Raw genomic sequence first — 15,727 nt, forward strand, 5'->3', positions numbered from 1 at the left:
GACCGTACGGGATCAACTCACCCGTCAGCGGCGCACCTTGCGCGTCGCGCGCAGCCACTCCTTGTTCATCGCCGCGATCGACGGCAGCGGGATGCCCTTCGGGCAGGCGGTCGCGCACTCGCCGGTCAGCGTGCAGCCGCCGAACCCCTCCTCGTCCATCTGCGCCACCATGTCCAGCACCCGGGTCTCGCGCTCCGGGGCGCCCTGCGGCAGGACGTTGAGGTGGTTGACCTTGGCGGCCGTGAAGAGCATCGCCGAGCCGTTCGGGCAGGCGGCGACACAGGCGCCGCAGCCGATGCACTCGGCGTTCTCGAAGGCGAGTTCGGCGTCCGGCTTGGGCACCGGGGTGGCGTGCGCGTCGGGGGCGGTGCCGGTGGGGGCGGAGATGTAGCCGCCGGACTGGATGATCCGGTCGAAGGAGGAGCGGTCCACGACCAGGTCCTTGACGACCGGGAAGGCGGAGGCCCGCCACGGCTCGATGTCGATCGTGTCGCCGTCGTCGAAGGACCGCATGTGGAGCTGGCAGGTGGTGGTGCGCTCCGGTCCGTGGGCGTCGCCGTTGATGACGAGACTGCACGCGCCGCAGATGCCCTCGCGGCAGTCGTGGTCGAAGGCGACGGGCTCGTCCCCGGCGAGGATGAGCTCCTCGTTGAGGGTGTCGAGCATCTCCAGGAACGACATGTCCTCGGAGATCCCGTCGACTTCGTAGGTGGCCATGGCGCCGGGCGTCTCGGCATTCTGCTGGCGCCAGACGCGCAGGGTGAGCTTCATGCGTAGCTCCGCTGAGTGGGGTGGACGTACTCGAAGACGAGGTCTTCCTTGTGCAGGACGGGGGCGCCGCCGGTGACGGTGAACTCCCAGGCGGCGGCGTACGAGAACTCCTCGTCGCGCCGCTCGGCCTCGCCCTCGGGGGTCTGGGACTCCTCGCGGAAGTGGCCGCCGCAGGACTCGGCGCGGTGCAGGGCGTCGAGGCACATCAGCTCGGCGAGCTCCAGGTAGTCGACGATGCGATTCGCCTTCTCCAGCGACTGGTTGAACTGCTCGCTGGTGCCGGGCACCTTGATGCGGCGCCAGAACTCCTCGCGGATCTCCGGGATCTTGGCGAGCGCCTTACGCAGGCCGTCCTCGGTGCGGGCCATCCCGCAGTACTCCCACATGAGTTCACCGATCTCGCGGTGGAAGGAGTCGGGGGTGCGGTCGCCTTCGACGGAGAGCAGCAGGTTGATCCGGTCCTCGGTCTCCGCCACCACCTCGGCCACGGCCGGGTGCCCGGCGTCGACCTTCTCGGCGTGCGGGTTGCGGGCGAGGTAGTCGTTGATGGTGGAGGGCAGGACGAAATAGCCGTCGGCGAGGCCCTGCATCAGCGCGGAGGCGCCGAGCCGGTTGGCCCCGTGGTCGGAGAAGTTCGCCTCGCCGATGGCGAAGAGGCCGGGGATGGTGGTCTGGAGGTCGTAGTCGACCCAGAGGCCGCCCATCGTGTAGTGCACGGCGGGGTAGATCCGCATGGGGACCGTGTAGGGGTCCTCGTCGGTGATCCGCTGGTACATGTCGAAGAGGTTGCCGTACTTCGCCTCGACCGCCTTGCGGCCCATCCGGCCGATGGCCTCGGCGAAGTCCAGGTAGACGCCTTGCCCGCCGGGGCCGACGCCGCGTCCCTCGTCGCAGACGTTCTTGGCGGCGCGGGAGGCGATGTCGCGGGGCACCAGGTTGCCGAAGGCCGGGTAGATGCGCTCCAGGTAGTAGTCGCGCTCGTCCTCGGGGATCTGGTCGGCGGGGCGGTCGTCGCCCTTGGCCTTGGGGACCCAGATGCGGCCGTCGTTGCGCAGCGACTCGCTCATCAGGGTGAGCTTGGACTGGTGGTCGCCGGTGCGCGGGATGCAGGTGGGGTGGATCTGGGTGAAGCAGGGGTTGGCCAGGTAGGCGCCGCGCCGGTGGGCCCGCCAGATGGCGGTGGCGTTGGAGTTCATGGCGTTGGTCGACAGGTAGAAGACGTTGCCGTAGCCGCCGGTGGCCAGGACGACCGCGTCGGCGAAGTAGGTGTCGATCTTCCCGGTGACGAGGTCGCGGGCGACGATGCCGCGCGCCTTGCCGTCGACCACGATCAGGTCCAGCATCTCGGTACGGGCGTGGAGTTCGACGCCGCCCGTGGCGATCTGCCGGGAGAGCGCCTGGTAGGCGCCGAGGAGGAGCTGCTGGCCTGTCTGGCCGCGCGCGTAGAACGTACGGGAGACCTGGACGCCGCCGAAGGAGCGGTTGTCGAGGAGGCCGCCGTACTCGCGGGCGAAGGGGACGCCCTGGGCGACGCACTGGTCGATGATCTCCACCGAGATCTGCGCCAGCCGGTGGACGTTGGACTCCCGGGCGCGGAAGTCGCCGCCCTTGACGGTGTCGTAGAAGAGCCGGTGGATGGAGTCGCCGTCGTTGCGGTAGTTCTTCGCCGCGTTGATACCGCCCTGGGCGGCGACCGAGTGGGCGCGGCGGGGCGAGTCCTGGAAGCAGAACTGGACGACGTGGTAGCCCTGTTCGGCCAGGGTCGCGCCGGCCGATCCGCCGGCCAGTCCGGTGCCGACGACGATGACCGTATGTTTGCGCCGGTTGGCCGGGTTCACGAGTTTGGCTTGGAAGCGGCGGGTGTCCCAGCGCTCGGCGACCGGTCCCTCGGGGGCCTTGGTGTCGACGACGGGCTCGCCCGTGGCGTACTGCGTGTAGTCGGGCATGTCAGCTCACCACTCCGGTCATGACGGCGACGGGTACGGAGATGAAGCCCAGCGTCAGCACCGCCGCGAGGACGTTGGCGAGGGTCTTCAGGACGCGGTCGCGGGTCGCGTTGCCGACGCCGAGCGTCTGCGCGGCGCTCCAGAATCCGTGCTGGACGTGGAGGCCCATCGCGAGCACGGCGACGATGTAGATGACGTTGCCGTACCAGGTGGAGAAGGTGTCGATCACGTTCTGGTACGGGTGCCCGGCCTGGAATCCGGTGTGGACGGTGCCGGTCGTCAGGTCGAGGATGTGCCAGACGATGAAGAGGGCGAGGATGATGCCGCCCCACCGCATGGTCCGGGTGGCGTAGCTGGCGCGGGGCCTCTTGTGGACGTACTTCGCCGGGCGCGCTCTGATGTCGCGGCGGCTGAGCTGGTACGCGGAGATGCCGTGCAGCACGACGGCGGCGACCAGTCCCACCCGGACGATCCAGAGCGCCCACTCGTAGTGGAGGACCGGTTCGCCCATGGTGCGCAGCCAGTGGGCGTAGCCGTCGAATTCGCCGGGTCCGAAGAAGATCTTCAGGTTGCCGACCATGTGGGCGACGAGGTACCCGAGCATGATCAGGCCGCTCACGGCCATGATGGTTTTCTTGCCGACGGTCGAGTCCCAGAGCGTACGCGTCATCGACGGCCGTCGGTCCGTCCGCGTTGCCAATGCCATGGAACCGACGGTAGGGGTCGCGGGCCGATCAGTCCAAGACATGGAGTGGCTGATCTTCATAGGCGTTGCCTATGAAATGACCGTAGCCTTGATGTATGCACTTCCAGCAGCTCACCTATTTCGTCGCCGTCGCCGAGACTCTGCACTTCACCCGGGCCGCCGAGGCCGTGCATGTCTCGCAGCCCTCGCTCTCCCAGCAGATCCGGGCGCTGGAGGGCGAGCTGGGCGCCGAGCTGTTCAGCCGGGCCCGGGGCAACATCGCCCTGACCGACGCGGGTGAGGCGCTGCTGCCGCTGGCCCGGCGGATCCTCGCGGACGCGGAGACCGCGCGCCACGAGGTGCAGGAACTGGTGCAGCTGCGCAGCGGACGCGTTCGGCTCGGGGCGACGCCGAGCCTCTGTACGGGGCTGCTGCCCGATGTGCTGCGTGCCTTCCACGACCGCCACCCGGGGGTGCGGCTGCTGCTGGAGGAGGGCGGTTCGCTCGACCTCGTACGGCAGCTCGCGCGCGGGGCGCTCGACCTCGCCCTGGTGGTGCTGCCGCTGCCCGCAGCCTCCCCCGCGCTGACCACGGTGGAGCTGCTGCGGGAGGACCTGGTGGTGGTGTCGTCCGCCGCGGAGCCGGCCCCGGGGCGCGGCGGGCGGGTGCGGATCGCGGACCTCGAAGGAGCGCCGCTGGTGATGTTCCGGCACGGCTACAACCTGCGGGAGCTGACGCTCGCCGCCTGCCGGGCGGAGGGGTTCGAGCCCTCGTTCACGGTGGAGGGCGGCGAGATGGACGCGGTGCTCGGTTTCGTACGGGCGGGGCTCGGGATCGCCGTCGTGCCGAGCATGGCCGCGGGCCGGGCGGGCCATGACCTGCGGAAGACCCCGCTGGCCGAGCCGGGGCTGCGGCGCACGATCGCTCTCGCGCACCGCAGCGACGTGGCCCCGCCCCGGGCGGCCCGGGAGCTCCAGCGGATGCTGCTGGAGCACGGGCCGGAGGGCGGGTGACGTCCCCGCACCCGGTGCCCGTACGGCTCAGACCGCGTCGGCCAGCAGCAGCGAGTGGATGCGGTCCGGGGCGCCGGGACGGGCGTAGTACCAGCCCTGGGCGGTGTCGCAGCCCAGGCGGCGCAACTGCTCGGCCTGCGCCCCCGTCTCCACGCCCTCCACCGTGACGGCCAGCTCCAGGCTGTGGGCCAGCGAGACGATCCCCTCGACGATCTTCAGGTCGACCGGGTCGGCCGGGTGCTGCTGCATGCCCCGGGTGAAGGAGCGGTCCAGCTTGAGGACGCTCACCGGCAGCCGCCGCAGGTTCGCGAGGTTGGAGTAGCCGGTGCCGAAGTCGTCGAGCGCGATGTCGACGCCCATCTCCGCGAGTTGCCGCAGCGGCTTGAGGAGGTCGTCGTCGGCGCCGATCAGGGCGGACTCGGTGACCTCCAGGCAGAGCGCGCCGGGCTCCAGGCCGGAGCGCTCCAGTACGTCGACCGTCTCGGCGACGAGGCGGGGGTGGTGGAGCTGGGTCGGCGAGAGGTTGACGTTGATCCGCAGCGGGCCGCCGTCGCTGTGCCGCTCCTGCCAGAAGTTGGCCTGCCGGACGGACTCCTCCAGCACCCAGCGCCCCAGCGGCACGATCAGCCCGGTGTGCTCGGCGAGCGGGATGAACCGGTCGGGGCCGAGCACCCCGTGCTGCGGGTGGCACCACCGTACGAGCGCCTCGGCGCCGTGCACGGTGCCGTCGCCCAGGTGGACGAGCGGCTGGTACTCGATGAAGAACTCGCCCCGGTCCAGCGCGGCGGGCAGCGCGGTGGTGAGCCCGTGGCGGGTGATGGCGCGGGCGTCGGCCTCGGCGTCGGCGAGTTCGAAGCGGTTGCCGCCCGCCGCCTTGGCCCGGTACATGGTGATGTCCGCGCTGCGCAGCACCTCGGCGGCGCCGCGCTCCCCGGCCGGGCCCTCGACGACGCCGATGGAGCCGCGGACGGTGAGCTCGCGGCCGTCCAGCCGGATCGGCGTGGCGAGCACGCCCAGGATGCGGCCGGCCAGCTCGTCCACCGCGTCGGCGGTCTCCGGGCCGGTGGTCAGGGCCACGAACTCGTCGCCGCCGAGCCGGGCGACCATCTCGCCGGGTGCGGTGGCGCAGCTCTGGAGCCGGTCGGCGACCTCGACCAGGAGCCGGTCGCCGGCCGCGTGGCCGAGGCTGTCGTTGATGGCCTTGAAGCCGTCCAGGTCCAGGTAGCAGAGGCCGAAGCGGGCGCCGTCCTTGGCAGCGAGCACCTTCTCCAGACGCTCGAAGAACAGCGTCCGGTTGGGCAGCCCGGTGAGCGCGTCGTGCGTGGCCTCGTAGCGCAGCCGCAGGTTGAGCAGCCGCCGCTCGGTGGTGTCCTCCATCAGCGCCAACTGGTACTGGGGGCGGCCTTCGGGATCGCGCAGCAGGGAGACGGTGAGGTTGGTCCACAGGACCGTTCCGTCGTTGCGGTAGTACGCCTTCTCGACCCGGTAGTGGTCGCGCTCCCCCCGTACCAGCTCGTTGTAGAACTTCCACACCTGCGGCGAGTCCTCGGGGTGCACCCACTCGTTCACCTTGTGGCTGCGGACGTGGTGCTCCAGGCCGCCGAACATCTTGGTGAGGGTGTCGTTGATCTCCAGGATGTTGCCGTCCAGGTCGGCGATGCCGATGCCTACGGCGGCGTCCTTGAAGACCGCGCGGAAGCGGGCCTCGGTGGCGTGGAGGGCCTGTTCGGCGTTGGAGCGGGCGGTGAGCGCGGAGCGGGCGATGGCCTCCTGCTCGGCGAGGGTCCGCTCGCGCAGGGCCTGGGAGAAGCCGGAGGCGAGGGTGTGCTGGATCCGGGCGCAGCGGGCGCGGGCGTCCTCGGTGGACAGCTCGCCGGGCCCGTTGCCGCCGCAGTACAGCACGAGGTAGGAGTCGACGACCCCGAGCGTGGAGCTCAGGGCGTCCGGGTCGGTGCAGTGCGCGTCGACCAGCGCCGCGCCGATCCGGGCGGCGGGCGAGGCGTCGAACGGGTGGGCGTGCAGGGTGAGGCTGAGTTCGCGGGCCAGCGGCAGCAGGTGCTGCTCGAACTCCGGGCGGGTCAGGGAGGTGGCCGTCAGGGGGAAGATGGCCCGGCTCCAGATCGTGGCGAATCTCCGGAGCCGGCCTTCCGGCCCGTCCGGTTCCGCGTCCTGCTCACCGGAGGCCTGAGCGGGAATCTTCACGCCTTACGCCCGACCCCGCCGAAGCCCGAGAAGGCGTACGGGTCTTCCTGCTCCGGGGACTGCGGGGTGTCCGGCCGCCACTCGGGCATCGACACGAGGCCGGGCTCCACCATCTCGTACCCCTCGAAGAACGCGCTGATCTCCTCGTGCGTCCGCATGACGAGCGGGTTGCGGATGTTCCGGTAGACGCCGACCGTGCCGTCCGCCTCCTCCCTGGAGAGCGGGATGCCGTCGTACGAGGCGTGGGTCAGGATGACGAGGCTGCCGGGGGCCAGTGCCTCGCGCAGTTCGGCGACCGCCGCGCGCGGGTCGTCGGCGTCCTCGATGAAGTGGAGCACCGCGACGAGCAGCAGGGCCACCGGGCGGTCCAGGTCGAGGAGTCCGGTGACCGCCGGGTCCGCCAGGATCTCCTTGGGCCGGCGCAGGTCGGCGGCGGCGATGACGGCCAGGTCGTTGCCCCCCAGCACCGCCTGGCTGTGCGCGACGGCGACCGGGTCGTGGTCGACGTACGCCACCTTGGCCCGCGGGTCGGCGGCCTGGGCGACCTCGTGGACGTTGCCGAAGGTCGGAATACCGGAGCCGATGTCGAGGAACTGGTCGATCCCCTCGCCGACCGCGTACCGCACGGCCCGGCGCATAAAGGCCCGATTCGCCTGCATGATCTTGGGAAGGCCCGGGAGGAACTCCATGGCCTTCCGCGCGGCTTCCCGGTCCACCTCGAAATTGTGCGATCCGCCCAGATAGAAGTCGTACATGCGGGACACGCTCGGCACCGAGATATCTATGCCTTGCGGTGCCCAGGCGGGACGCTCCATCAATGTCTCCAACAAGTTCGCCACGGCGATCCGGCCATGTTCATGGTCAGTGTTGACCAGAGGCTACTGATCGACCGCCAGGAGAGCGAGTGGAAACGGAAATTAGGGATCCGTTATTGGTCACACTCCGGTGGCAAGAACGGCCGGTCCGTCGCTGCGCGTACACATGCGGCGACGGACCGGCACGTCAATCACCGATTCCCGGTGGTTCGGGGCCACTTGGGGCTTGGGGGTGCCTTGGGCGGTTACTTCGTGGTCTCGCGGTCACTTCGTGGTCTTGACGAGCTTGGAGTCGGGCGAGACCGCGAACCAGGTGCCGCCGACTCCCTGGCCGTTGACGTCACCCGGCTTCTCGTCCCCGGCGAACGTATAGATCGGCCAGCAGTCGATGGTCTGCTGCTTGATCCCGTCGGGCCGGTCGAAAGTGACGAATCCCTTCTTCGTCACGCCTTCCACCGAGTTTTTGGACACGGGGGCGACTACCGGCCACTTCTTGAGGCAGTCGCCGGTGCACGCCGTCTTCATCGGCCACGCGGAGTCCTGGGTGAACCGGTAAACCGTCATACCGCGCTTGTCCACCACGATGTCACCGAGTTCCGGGTCCTTGCGGACGGAAAGCCCCGCGGCGTCGGCCGGTTCCGCATCGGCCGGATCGGTGACGGCCGCACCGTCGGCGTTGGCCGCCGCCTTCTTCCCGTCGGGGGCGGAGGCGAACCAGGTGCCCCCGACGCCCTGCCCGTTGGTCTGTCCCGGCGCGGTGTCCTTCGCGTACCGGTACATCGGCCAGCCGTCGACGGTGAGCTGCTTGGAGCCGTCGGTCCGGACGACCTCGCCGAGCAGCGAGGCGTCGGTTCCGGCGGCGGCCTCGACGTCGCCCGCCGGCACCACGGGCCACGCCGTCGCGCAGTCGCCGTCGCAGTTCGACTTCGGCGGCTTCGCGGTGTCCTTGTCGAACCGGTAGAGCGTGAACCCCTCGCTGTCGGTGAGCACCTTCCCGAGCTTCTTGCTGTCCTGCACGGCGAGTTGACCCGCCGCCTTCGGGGCCGCGACGTCCGCGCCGGAGCCGTAACCACCGCCGGACGAGCCGTAGCCGCTCTCGGCCGGCTGCTGCGCCGGGGCCGCGTTCCCGACCGACTGGCCGTTGGGCGATGCCGTGCCCTGCTCCTGACCGCACGCCGTCGTCAGCGTCAAAAGGGCCGCCGCGGTGACCGCGAGCGAGGCGTTGCGCCAGGTGTTCATGTCGACTCCCGTAGTACGTCGTCGTATTCGCTGCGATGGCGACGCGAGGCCGCGCCGTCCATGGCCCTAGGTACGGGGCGTGACGGGGCCCGCGTTCAACGCGGGCCGAGAAGAATTCGGCGCGACGCCCAACGGGGCGATGGGCGAGCGCGCCTGTCGGACCGTCAACCGTGCGCAAACATGAACGGCTTCTTGTCCCACCATCAGGCGAATCCCGACGGAGTCCCGTGTGTCGCCGCACGACGTGGATCATGCTCCCGCTCGTGTACGGATCCCGCATCGGGCGGCTCTCGACAGCCGCCGCACTCGTCTGGCTGATAGCCGTACCGCCGCCCGCGACCGCCGACGCCTGCGCGGTGGCCGTCATCGGGCAGGACGGCGGCAGCACCGCGGTCGCCGTGGCGGGCAGCGGGGACTGCGGGGCGGTCACCCCACCGGAACCGCCGCCACCCCCACCGCCTCCCCCTCCGCCGCCTCCCCCACCACTACCGCCCCCACCCCCGCCACCGCCGGACCCACCACCTCCACCGCCGGCTCCTTCCCCGCCGCCCCCGGCACCGGAACCACCGCCCCCACCACCTCCTCCAGCTCCAGCTCCACCGGAGCCACCATCACCCCCGGAGCCGCCACCGCCACCTCCCCCGCCCCCCGTACAGAAGGCCGCGCCCGCGCCCAGGCCGGCGCCGAGGCCGTCACCGGCACCGTCGGTGCGGCCGAAGCCGCCGGACCCACGGCCCGTGGCGCTTCCGACGTACCGCAAAGCGACCCGCAAGGAGCCGCGGAGCGGGCCGTCCCTGGTGTCCACGACCCTGCTGATCACTGCCCCGGCGGTGTTCGCCGTCGCCGTGCTGCGGCCGCGATCGTCCCGCTGACGAGGAGATATCCATGTCCGAATGGCTCGTCCTGAGCATTGCCATGGCGTCGGCCTGTGCGGTCGTCCTCACCATCGCGGTCCTCAACAACCGCCGCATCGCCGATGACGACGATCCGTCCGAGACGCCCGACGTCATCGAGTACATGACGATGATGATCGGCGTGGTCTACGCGATCGTGCTGGGTCTGGCCATCGCCGGGGTCTGGGAGGGCCGCAGCGCCGCCCAGGAGTCCGTACGGCTGGAGGCGCAGGCACTGCACGAGGTGCAGGCCCGGTCCTCCGTCTACCCGGCGGAGGTCCGCGACCGCATCCGCGTGGACGTCGACGCGTACGTCGCCCATGTCGTCGACACCGAGTGGCGGGCGATGTCCGAACGGGGCACGCTCACCGAACGCGGCACGGAGCTGCTGGACCGGGTGCGGGCGGACGTCACGGACTACGAGCCGCGGACCGACCACGAGGGGCAGGCCTACCAGCCGCTGGTGGACCAGGTGGCGGCGGCGGACGACGCCCGCACCACCCGGGCACAGAACGCGGAGGCGACGATGCCCGGGGTGGTGTGGTTCGGCCTGATCATCGGGGCGCTGGTGACGGTCGGGCTGATCTTCACCCTCCAGATCCGCAGAACGTTCCGGGAACTTCTGCTGGCGGGGCTCTTCAGCGCGCTGATCGCGTTCCTGCTCTTCCTCATCTGGAATTTCGACGCGCCCTTCGGCCGGGGCATCTCGGCCACCGCCGAGCCCTTCCTCGACCTGTTCCCGGAGGCCACCCGCTGATACGCGCTCTCCCCGGCCGGTGAACCGCCGAGTGCGCCGGCCGGGGGACGGAATGACCCGTTCGCCCGACCCCGATAGCGGTCGGTCCGCCACGCTCCTAGCGTGTCGCGCATCGAGGTGCATTTTTCCTGCTATGTGGAAATTCATTCCGCAGCTGCCCCTCGGGGAACCCGGAGGATCCACCATGCGCGCGATACGTGTCGCACCCCTCGCACTCCTGGGCGCCACCGCCCTCACCCTGCTGGCTCCGTCCGCCGCCCATGCCGCGCCGGACGGGGCCATCAACACGTTCAACCCGACGATCTCCCCCTCGGTGATCGCTCCGGGCGGCCGGGTGACCCTCGGCGGCGGCGGGTGCACCGGCGAGACGACCGTCACCTCGGGCATCTTCGACACGACCGTGATCCCGAGCGGCAGCACCTCGGCCACCGCCACCGTCGACGCGGACGCCCGGCGGGGCGCGGTCTACGCGGTGACGTTCGCCTGCGGCTCCACCGGCACCACCCGCAACGTCAACCTGACCATCACCGGGGGCGCCACCAGCACCCCGACGCCCACGACGGCCCCGACCACGGCACCGACCGTCAGCTCCACGGCCATCGCGCCGAGCGGCGTGCGTGGCGGACTCGGCGGCAGCGCCTCCACCATGAACACGGTGGAGGTCGCGGCGGGCGCGGCCCTCGTGCTCGCGGCCGCCACCGGCACGCTCTGGTTCGCACGCCGCCGCGGCGCCGGCCGCCGGCACTGACGGCGCGAGGGCCGAGGTGGAACGCACGACAGTCGCCCCGGGTCCTGACCACAGGACTCGGGGCGACGGGCGTATCGGGCCGGGCGGGAGGTCCGGCGTCCTAGAAGGCCGCATGGCTCGTCCGCCGGCGCCGGACGAGGAAGACCGCGCCACCGACGGCCGCCGCGGCCACCAGTCCGCCGCCGACCTGCATCTCCGTGGAGTTCGGTCCCATCGAGCCGCCGAGTCCGCCCTCCGCGCCGTTGCCGGCGAGCACGGTGAACTTCTGCGTCGCGACCCGGTCGTTGTCACTGCACCGCACGGAGAGGTGGTAGTGACCCGGGGTGGTGTTGTTGCGGACGCGGGCGTGGGCGTAGTTGGTGCCGTCACCCGCCGAGAGGCTGGTCGTCGGGAACGCGTTCGACCAGACCGTGCCGCCGTGACCGCAGCCCCGAGCGGTGATCTTCAGCGTGCCGCCCTGGTGGACCGCCTGCGGGTTGACGGTGACGTTGACCGGACCGTTGGTGGCGGCGGCCATGGGGGCAGCGAGCCCGACAGCCGCGAAAGCGGTCACGGTGACCGCGAGAACGCGTGAAGCACGCATCGTGTGGACCTCCAGCGGGAAACGCCCCGGAGTCCTGTCCTCCGGGAATCGATCGACGTGAACGCCTCCCATGACGAACACTCACCAGCCGATCGACGGATCGCACTTCGGCACTGCTCCACCCCGGTGACGCGACACGCCGTACGGAAACCCCTGGATCTGACGGAGTCGCAGGTCACAGGCCATCAGAACTTTTATCTGCTCATTACTCCGAAGGGCAGTCCCCCCTGAGGGCCCGCATGCCGTCACCGCGGAGGCCCGGGTCCCGGCCGCCACCCGTTCGCCTCTCCCTGATCGCCGCCCGGCCGCACCGCCCCTAACGTTCCAAGCGTCGCGACGAAGGGAGCACCATGGGCCAGCACTACGCCGGCGCCGAGCGGACCAGACGCGTGCCGTGGGGTGCTGTCGCCCTGGTCATGCTCACCGGCCTCGCCCTCCTGCGCAACGGGGCGGAGTTCGGGGAGGAGGGCCCGCCGCAGCCCGCGGCCGCCGCCTCGCTGGACCTGAGCGGCGACGCGGCTGGGCCGCCGGTGGAGGGCGAGCCGGTGCAGCCGCTGCCGTACGCCCCCGCCTCCCGGGTGAAGATCCCGAACATCGACGTGGACGCCCCGATCATCGACGTCAACCTGGACGCCAACGGCTGGATCGACGCCCCGCCGGCCGAGGACCCCAACCTCGCCGGCTGGTACCAGAACGGCATCGCGCCCGGACAGCGCGGCACCGCCGTGGTCGTCGGCCATGTCGACAACAACTCCGGGCCCGCGGTCTTCTACGGCCTCGGCTCGCTCCAGAAGGGCCACCGCGTCGAGGTGGAGCGCTACGACGGCCGGGTCGGCGTCTTCGAGATCTACGGGGTGGAGGTCTTCTCCAAGAACGACTTCCCCGGCGCCCGGGTCTACGGCGACACGGGCCACGCGGAGCTCCGGGTGATCACCTGCGGTGGTGGCTACTCGAAGGCGGGCGGATACGACGGGAACGTGGTGGTCTTCGCCCGGCTCGTCGAGACCCGCTGACGCATTCGGCCGGCCGAGACCCGCTGACTCACTCGGCCGGTCGAGACCCGCTGACGGTACGTCACCGAACGCCACGCCGCACGGTTCAGCGGGGGACGCCCTCCCGGTCCAGGAGCGCGGCCATCTCCGCCGGCGGCAGCGCGGGGTTGGCGGCCGCGGCCGCCACCGCGCCGGAGTCCGCCAGCAGTTCCAGCAGCCTGGCGACCGGGAGCCGCGGGTCGCGGGCGGCCGCCTGCCGCACCCCCGCGTCCGAGTCCCGGCTCAGCCGCTCGACGAGCCCGGGTGTGGCCGCCGGGTCCCGCAGGGCCAGGGCGCGCGCCCTGGGGTCCGTCGCGTCCGCGAACCGCCGGGCGAGGCCGGCCGCCGGGAACCGCGGCCGGGAGACCAGCGACCCCACCGCCCGGTGCGTGCCGTGCAGATACAGGTCGAGCAGCAGTTCCGCCGGAGCCTCGGGGTGGCCTTCGGCGAGCAGCAGCCGTACGGCGAAGTCCGCGTCCCCGGCGAGGAGCTCGACGCAGTCCTGCGAAAGTTCGGGGCACATCGTGGCGCTGCGCCGCAGCCAGGTGTGCGCGGAGGTCGCGCATCGCCGCAGGGTCTCCGGATCGTGCCGCGCGTCCCACACCCACCGCAGGCAGGGCAGTCTGTCCTCGGGGTCGATCCGCCAGTCGATGGCTGCCCGCTCGTCCTCGGAGAGCTCCGGGCGGGCCGAGACGGCCAGCCGGACGGCCGGGTTCTCGTGGTCCGCGAGCCCCGCGGCCAGGTCGCCGGGGAGGGTCGGGTTGAGGGCGAGCCGCGCGAGCAGCACCCCTTCGGCCACCAGGCGTTCCGCGAGGGCACGCCCCAGCCTGCCGCGCTCCACCACCTCCCCCAGGTGCCAGGCGTCCGTCTGCGTCCGGACGAGTTCCCCGGTGCGCTCCTCGTCCTCGTCCATGACCTGGAGCGAGGCGGCGGTGCGTACGTCGCGGTCGGGGTCCGCGAGGAGCGCCGAGCGCGCGTCGGCGTCGAGCAGGTGCCAGACGCGCCGGCACGCCGCCCGCCGGAAGTACGGGTCCGCGTGCCCGGCGAGCGGAACCAGGACGTGGTCCGGCGTGGACGGCGCGCCGACCGTCTCGTACCGGACGTTGCCCCGCTCGTGGTTCAGGAGGCGCTCGTACGTCCTGTCCGGCAGCGGCTCCACCCGGATGCGGTAGGGGTGGGGGCCCATCGCGACCGCCATCGCGTCGGACGCCGGTCCGTCCAGGAGCCGGGCCCGCAGTTCGGGAGCGGCGGTGAAGCTCTCGGCCAGCAGGTGCCGTACCCAGCGCTCGGGGTGGGTGAGCATGGCCTCGGCGACCTCGCCGGTCAGCGCGGGGTGGTACGACAGCCGATGGGTGATCGACCGGTCGTTCAGTGCCAGCAGCCTCAGCAGCACGCCGGCCGGAGCCGCCGGATTTCCCGCCAGGGCGTACGCCCCGTACCGCTCGCTCATCGTTCCCCCAGGTGGTGCGTCGGCGCGCCCGGGGCTCCACCCCGGGCACGTACCGGAGGAACCGTATCTTCAGCAGGCCCGCCCCGGGCGGACCGGCCTCTCAGATCCGCTGCGGCACCGTGACGCGGTAGCCCTCGTCGAGCAGCCGGGGGAGGTAGCGGCGCAGGGCGGCCACGCTCTGGGAGCGGTTGCCGCCCGCGTCGTGCGAGAGGACGACGACACCGGGCGCCGCCCCGTCCAGCACCCGGCGGACGATGGTGCCGGTCCCCGGGGTGGTCCAGTCGAGGGTGTCGACGGTCCAGGCCATCGGCTCCATGCCGAGGTCGGCGCCGATCTCGAAGGAGTTGCGGTTCCACGCGCCGTACGGGGCCCGGTACCAGAGCGGCGCGGTGCCGAGCACCGACTCGACCACGTCGCTGGTGCGGCCGAGCTCGTCGCGGATCGCGGCGCGGGAGAGCCCCGGGATCAGCGGGTGCGACCAGGAGTGGTTGCCGACGACATGGCCGTCGTCCGCCATCTCGCGCAGCAGGTCCGGGTGGGCGTCGGCCATCTCGCCGCAGACGAAGAACATCGCGCGGACCCGGTGCTCGCGCAGGGTGGCCAGGATGTCCGGGGTGTAGCGGGCGTCGGGGCCGTCGTCGAAGCTGAGCACCATCGAGTGCCCGAGGTCGGGGAGTTCCTCGAAGGGCCGGGTCCGCACCGGGGGCCTGGCCGGCCGGAAGCGGGGCGGGGTGCCGCCCGTCATGGGCTGGAGGCGGTACGCGGGCGGGCGGCCCGGTAGTCCGGCGGGCGGCCCGGCGGCCGCGGCGGGCGGAGTGCCGGCGGCCCGGGCGGGGCGGGCGGGCGTCGAGGCCGGGTCGGCGGCGATCAGGTGCAGGGTGGTGGCGGTCCCGAGGCCGAGGGCGACCTTCAGCAGGGTGCGGCGGTCGGGCCGGAGGTGATCACTTCTCATGGCCAACTGCTCGCACGGCCGGGCTCCCGCGCCGGCCGACGACACCGGGTGCTGACCGTTTTCTACCCATTCGACGCAGCGGCCTGCCGGGGACGCGGCCCCTCCTCCAAGGCTTCCGGGCGAGCCGATAGCCTCGGAGCCGTGACAGAGCAGCAGCCCCATCAGTTCGAACGCGGTACGGACGGGCCCAAGGTGATCGTCGCGGGCGTCGACGGCTCCGACTCGTCCATGCGCGCGGCCGCGTACGCCGCCGGTCTCGCCCGACGGCAGAACGCCACGCTGGCCCTCGTGTACGTCCAGCCCGTGATCCCCTCGGGCGCCGCGCTGGGCGTACCTGTGGGCGACACCACGGGCGAGGTCGCCCAGGAACTGGTGGACGAGATCCGGGAGTCGGCGGAGCGGCTGAAGGACACCTGGGACGTGCGCTGGGAGTTCCACACCTTCCGCGGCGACCCGTACAACGGGCTGGTGACGGCGGCCGACGAACTCACCGCCGACGCCGTGGTGGTGGGGGCGTCGGAGTCGGCGGGGCACCGGTTCATCGGCTCGGTGGCCGTCCGGCTGGTGAAGGCGGGGCGCTGGCCGGTCACCGTGGTGCCGTAGCCCCCAGGACGTGTGCGGCGGATCTTGTCAGGACACGCC

The 15,727-nt window shown here is 71.7% G+C and carries 15 protein-coding genes; 5 read left to right on the forward strand and 10 right to left on the reverse strand.

Annotated features, from left to right (window positions below; translation table 11 throughout):
* Window positions 1-24: 24 nt before the first annotated feature.
* From ACFWRT_RS00270 to ACFWRT_RS00280, 3 genes are read right to left on the reverse strand one after another with little or no spacing between them, the layout of a single operon-like run.
* On the reverse strand, window positions 25-771 hold the full coding sequence (locus tag ACFWRT_RS00270) for a succinate dehydrogenase/fumarate reductase iron-sulfur subunit (protein WP_380948759.1): 747 nt from the start codon (window positions 769-771) through the stop codon (window positions 25-27).
* Window positions 768-2,717 carry a fumarate reductase/succinate dehydrogenase flavoprotein subunit gene (locus ACFWRT_RS00275; protein WP_380948760.1) on the reverse strand — a complete coding sequence of 650 codons (1,950 nt, stop codon included), beginning with the start codon at window positions 2,715-2,717 and terminating at the stop codon, window positions 768-770. Before ACFWRT_RS00275 ends, ACFWRT_RS00270 begins: the two co-directional genes overlap by 4 nt.
* Before the next feature lies 1 nt (window position 2,718).
* Window positions 2,719-3,423 carry a succinate dehydrogenase gene (locus tag ACFWRT_RS00280; protein WP_380948761.1) on the reverse strand — a complete coding sequence of 235 codons (705 nt, stop codon included), beginning with the start codon at window positions 3,421-3,423 and terminating at the stop codon, window positions 2,719-2,721.
* Between the two features lie 95 nt (window positions 3,424-3,518).
* On the opposite strand from ACFWRT_RS00280, the gene ACFWRT_RS00285 reads away from it, so the two are divergent.
* Entirely contained in the window at window positions 3,519-4,415 is an 897-nt protein-coding gene (locus ACFWRT_RS00285; protein WP_380948762.1) for a LysR family transcriptional regulator, read from the forward strand.
* A 27-nt stretch (window positions 4,416-4,442) separates the two neighbouring features.
* Here ACFWRT_RS00285 and ACFWRT_RS00290 read toward each other — a convergent pair whose 3' ends face one another.
* The 4 genes from ACFWRT_RS00290 to ACFWRT_RS00305 form a co-directional block, all read right to left on the reverse strand.
* Window positions 4,443-6,617, reverse strand: coding sequence for a putative bifunctional diguanylate cyclase/phosphodiesterase (locus ACFWRT_RS00290; RefSeq protein ID WP_380948763.1), 2,175 nt, complete (start codon window positions 6,615-6,617; stop codon window positions 4,443-4,445).
* Window positions 6,614-7,432: an SAM-dependent methyltransferase gene (locus tag ACFWRT_RS00295; RefSeq protein WP_380948764.1), complete on the reverse strand. Its 819-nt coding sequence runs from the start codon at window positions 7,430-7,432 to the stop codon at window positions 6,614-6,616. Before ACFWRT_RS00295 ends, ACFWRT_RS00290 begins: the two co-directional genes overlap by 4 nt.
* Before the next feature lie 264 nt (window positions 7,433-7,696).
* Complete coding sequence (locus ACFWRT_RS00300) at window positions 7,697-8,671, reverse strand: SCO0930 family lipoprotein (RefSeq protein ID WP_380948765.1); 975 nt, start codon at window positions 8,669-8,671, stop codon at window positions 7,697-7,699.
* Window positions 8,672-9,097: 426 nt separating this feature from the next.
* Window positions 9,098-9,301 (reverse strand): hypothetical protein, encoded by a 204-nt coding sequence (locus ACFWRT_RS00305; protein ID WP_380948766.1) that lies wholly within the window; start codon window positions 9,299-9,301, stop codon window positions 9,098-9,100.
* A 255-nt stretch (window positions 9,302-9,556) separates the two neighbouring features.
* On the opposite strand from ACFWRT_RS00305, the gene ACFWRT_RS00310 reads away from it, so the two are divergent.
* Both ACFWRT_RS00310 and ACFWRT_RS00315 read left to right on the forward strand, forming a co-directional pair.
* Window positions 9,557-10,321 (forward strand): bestrophin-like domain, encoded by a 765-nt coding sequence (locus ACFWRT_RS00310; protein WP_380948767.1) that lies wholly within the window; start codon window positions 9,557-9,559, stop codon window positions 10,319-10,321.
* 184 nt (window positions 10,322-10,505) lie between these two features.
* Complete coding sequence (locus ACFWRT_RS00315) at window positions 10,506-11,069, forward strand: hypothetical protein (protein WP_380948768.1); 564 nt, start codon at window positions 10,506-10,508, stop codon at window positions 11,067-11,069.
* A 100-nt stretch (window positions 11,070-11,169) separates the two neighbouring features.
* Here the strand turns inward: ACFWRT_RS00315 and ACFWRT_RS00320 are convergent, their stop codons facing one another.
* Window positions 11,170-11,652 carry a hypothetical protein gene (locus tag ACFWRT_RS00320; RefSeq protein WP_380948769.1) on the reverse strand — a complete coding sequence of 161 codons (483 nt, stop codon included), beginning with the start codon at window positions 11,650-11,652 and terminating at the stop codon, window positions 11,170-11,172.
* 350 nt (window positions 11,653-12,002) lie between these two features.
* Between ACFWRT_RS00320 and ACFWRT_RS00325 the strand changes: the two genes are divergently transcribed.
* On the forward strand, window positions 12,003-12,665 hold the full coding sequence (locus tag ACFWRT_RS00325) for a class F sortase (protein ID WP_380948770.1): 663 nt from the start codon (window positions 12,003-12,005) through the stop codon (window positions 12,663-12,665).
* 85 nt (window positions 12,666-12,750) lie between these two features.
* Here ACFWRT_RS00325 and ACFWRT_RS00330 read toward each other — a convergent pair whose 3' ends face one another.
* The gene (locus ACFWRT_RS00330; protein ID WP_380948771.1) at window positions 12,751-14,133 is read right to left on the reverse strand and encodes a hypothetical protein; all 1,383 of its coding nucleotides are present in this window, start codon (window positions 14,131-14,133) and stop codon (window positions 12,751-12,753) included.
* 100 nt (window positions 14,134-14,233) lie between these two features.
* Complete coding sequence (locus ACFWRT_RS00335; protein ID WP_380948772.1) at window positions 14,234-15,085, reverse strand: polysaccharide deacetylase family protein; 852 nt, start codon at window positions 15,083-15,085, stop codon at window positions 14,234-14,236.
* 141 nt (window positions 15,086-15,226) lie between these two features.
* Here ACFWRT_RS00335 and ACFWRT_RS00340 point away from each other — a divergent pair, with 141 nt between their 5' ends.
* Window positions 15,227-15,688 carry a universal stress protein gene (locus ACFWRT_RS00340; protein ID WP_326702257.1) on the forward strand — a complete coding sequence of 154 codons (462 nt, stop codon included), beginning with the start codon at window positions 15,227-15,229 and terminating at the stop codon, window positions 15,686-15,688.
* Window positions 15,689-15,727: the final 39 nt, after the last annotated feature.

The sequence above is a fragment of the Streptomyces cyaneofuscatus genome, assembly GCF_042718795.1.
Lineage (GTDB): Bacteria > Actinomycetota > Actinomycetes > Streptomycetales > Streptomycetaceae > Streptomyces > Streptomyces cyaneofuscatus_A.

Bases quoted from the DNA above. Each gene is read 5' to 3' on its own strand.
- ACFWRT_RS00310 (WP_380948767.1), top strand. From the start codon at position 9,557: ATGTCCGAATGGCTCGTCCTGAGCATTGCCATGGCGTCGGCCTGTGCG.
- ACFWRT_RS00275 (WP_380948760.1), bottom strand. From the start codon at position 2,717: ATGCCCGACTACACGCAGTACGCCACGGGCGAGCCCGTCGTCGACACC.
- ACFWRT_RS00325 (WP_380948770.1), top strand. From the start codon at position 12,003: ATGGGCCAGCACTACGCCGGCGCCGAGCGGACCAGACGCGTGCCGTGG.
- ACFWRT_RS00315 (WP_380948768.1), top strand. From the start codon at position 10,506: ATGCGCGCGATACGTGTCGCACCCCTCGCACTCCTGGGCGCCACCGCC.
- ACFWRT_RS00270 (WP_380948759.1), bottom strand. From the start codon at position 771: ATGAAGCTCACCCTGCGCGTCTGGCGCCAGCAGAATGCCGAGACGCCC.
- ACFWRT_RS00295 (WP_380948764.1), bottom strand. From the start codon at position 7,432: ATGGAGCGTCCCGCCTGGGCACCGCAAGGCATAGATATCTCGGTGCCG.
- ACFWRT_RS00280 (WP_380948761.1), bottom strand. From the start codon at position 3,423: ATGGCATTGGCAACGCGGACGGACCGACGGCCGTCGATGACGCGTACG.
- ACFWRT_RS00320 (WP_380948769.1), bottom strand. From the start codon at position 11,652: ATGCGTGCTTCACGCGTTCTCGCGGTCACCGTGACCGCTTTCGCGGCT.
- ACFWRT_RS00300 (WP_380948765.1), bottom strand. From the start codon at position 8,671: ATGAACACCTGGCGCAACGCCTCGCTCGCGGTCACCGCGGCGGCCCTT.
- ACFWRT_RS00285 (WP_380948762.1), top strand. From the start codon at position 3,519: ATGCACTTCCAGCAGCTCACCTATTTCGTCGCCGTCGCCGAGACTCTG.
- ACFWRT_RS00330 (WP_380948771.1), bottom strand. From the start codon at position 14,133: ATGAGCGAGCGGTACGGGGCGTACGCCCTGGCGGGAAATCCGGCGGCT.
- ACFWRT_RS00335 (WP_380948772.1), bottom strand. From the start codon at position 15,085: ATGAGAAGTGATCACCTCCGGCCCGACCGCCGCACCCTGCTGAAGGTC.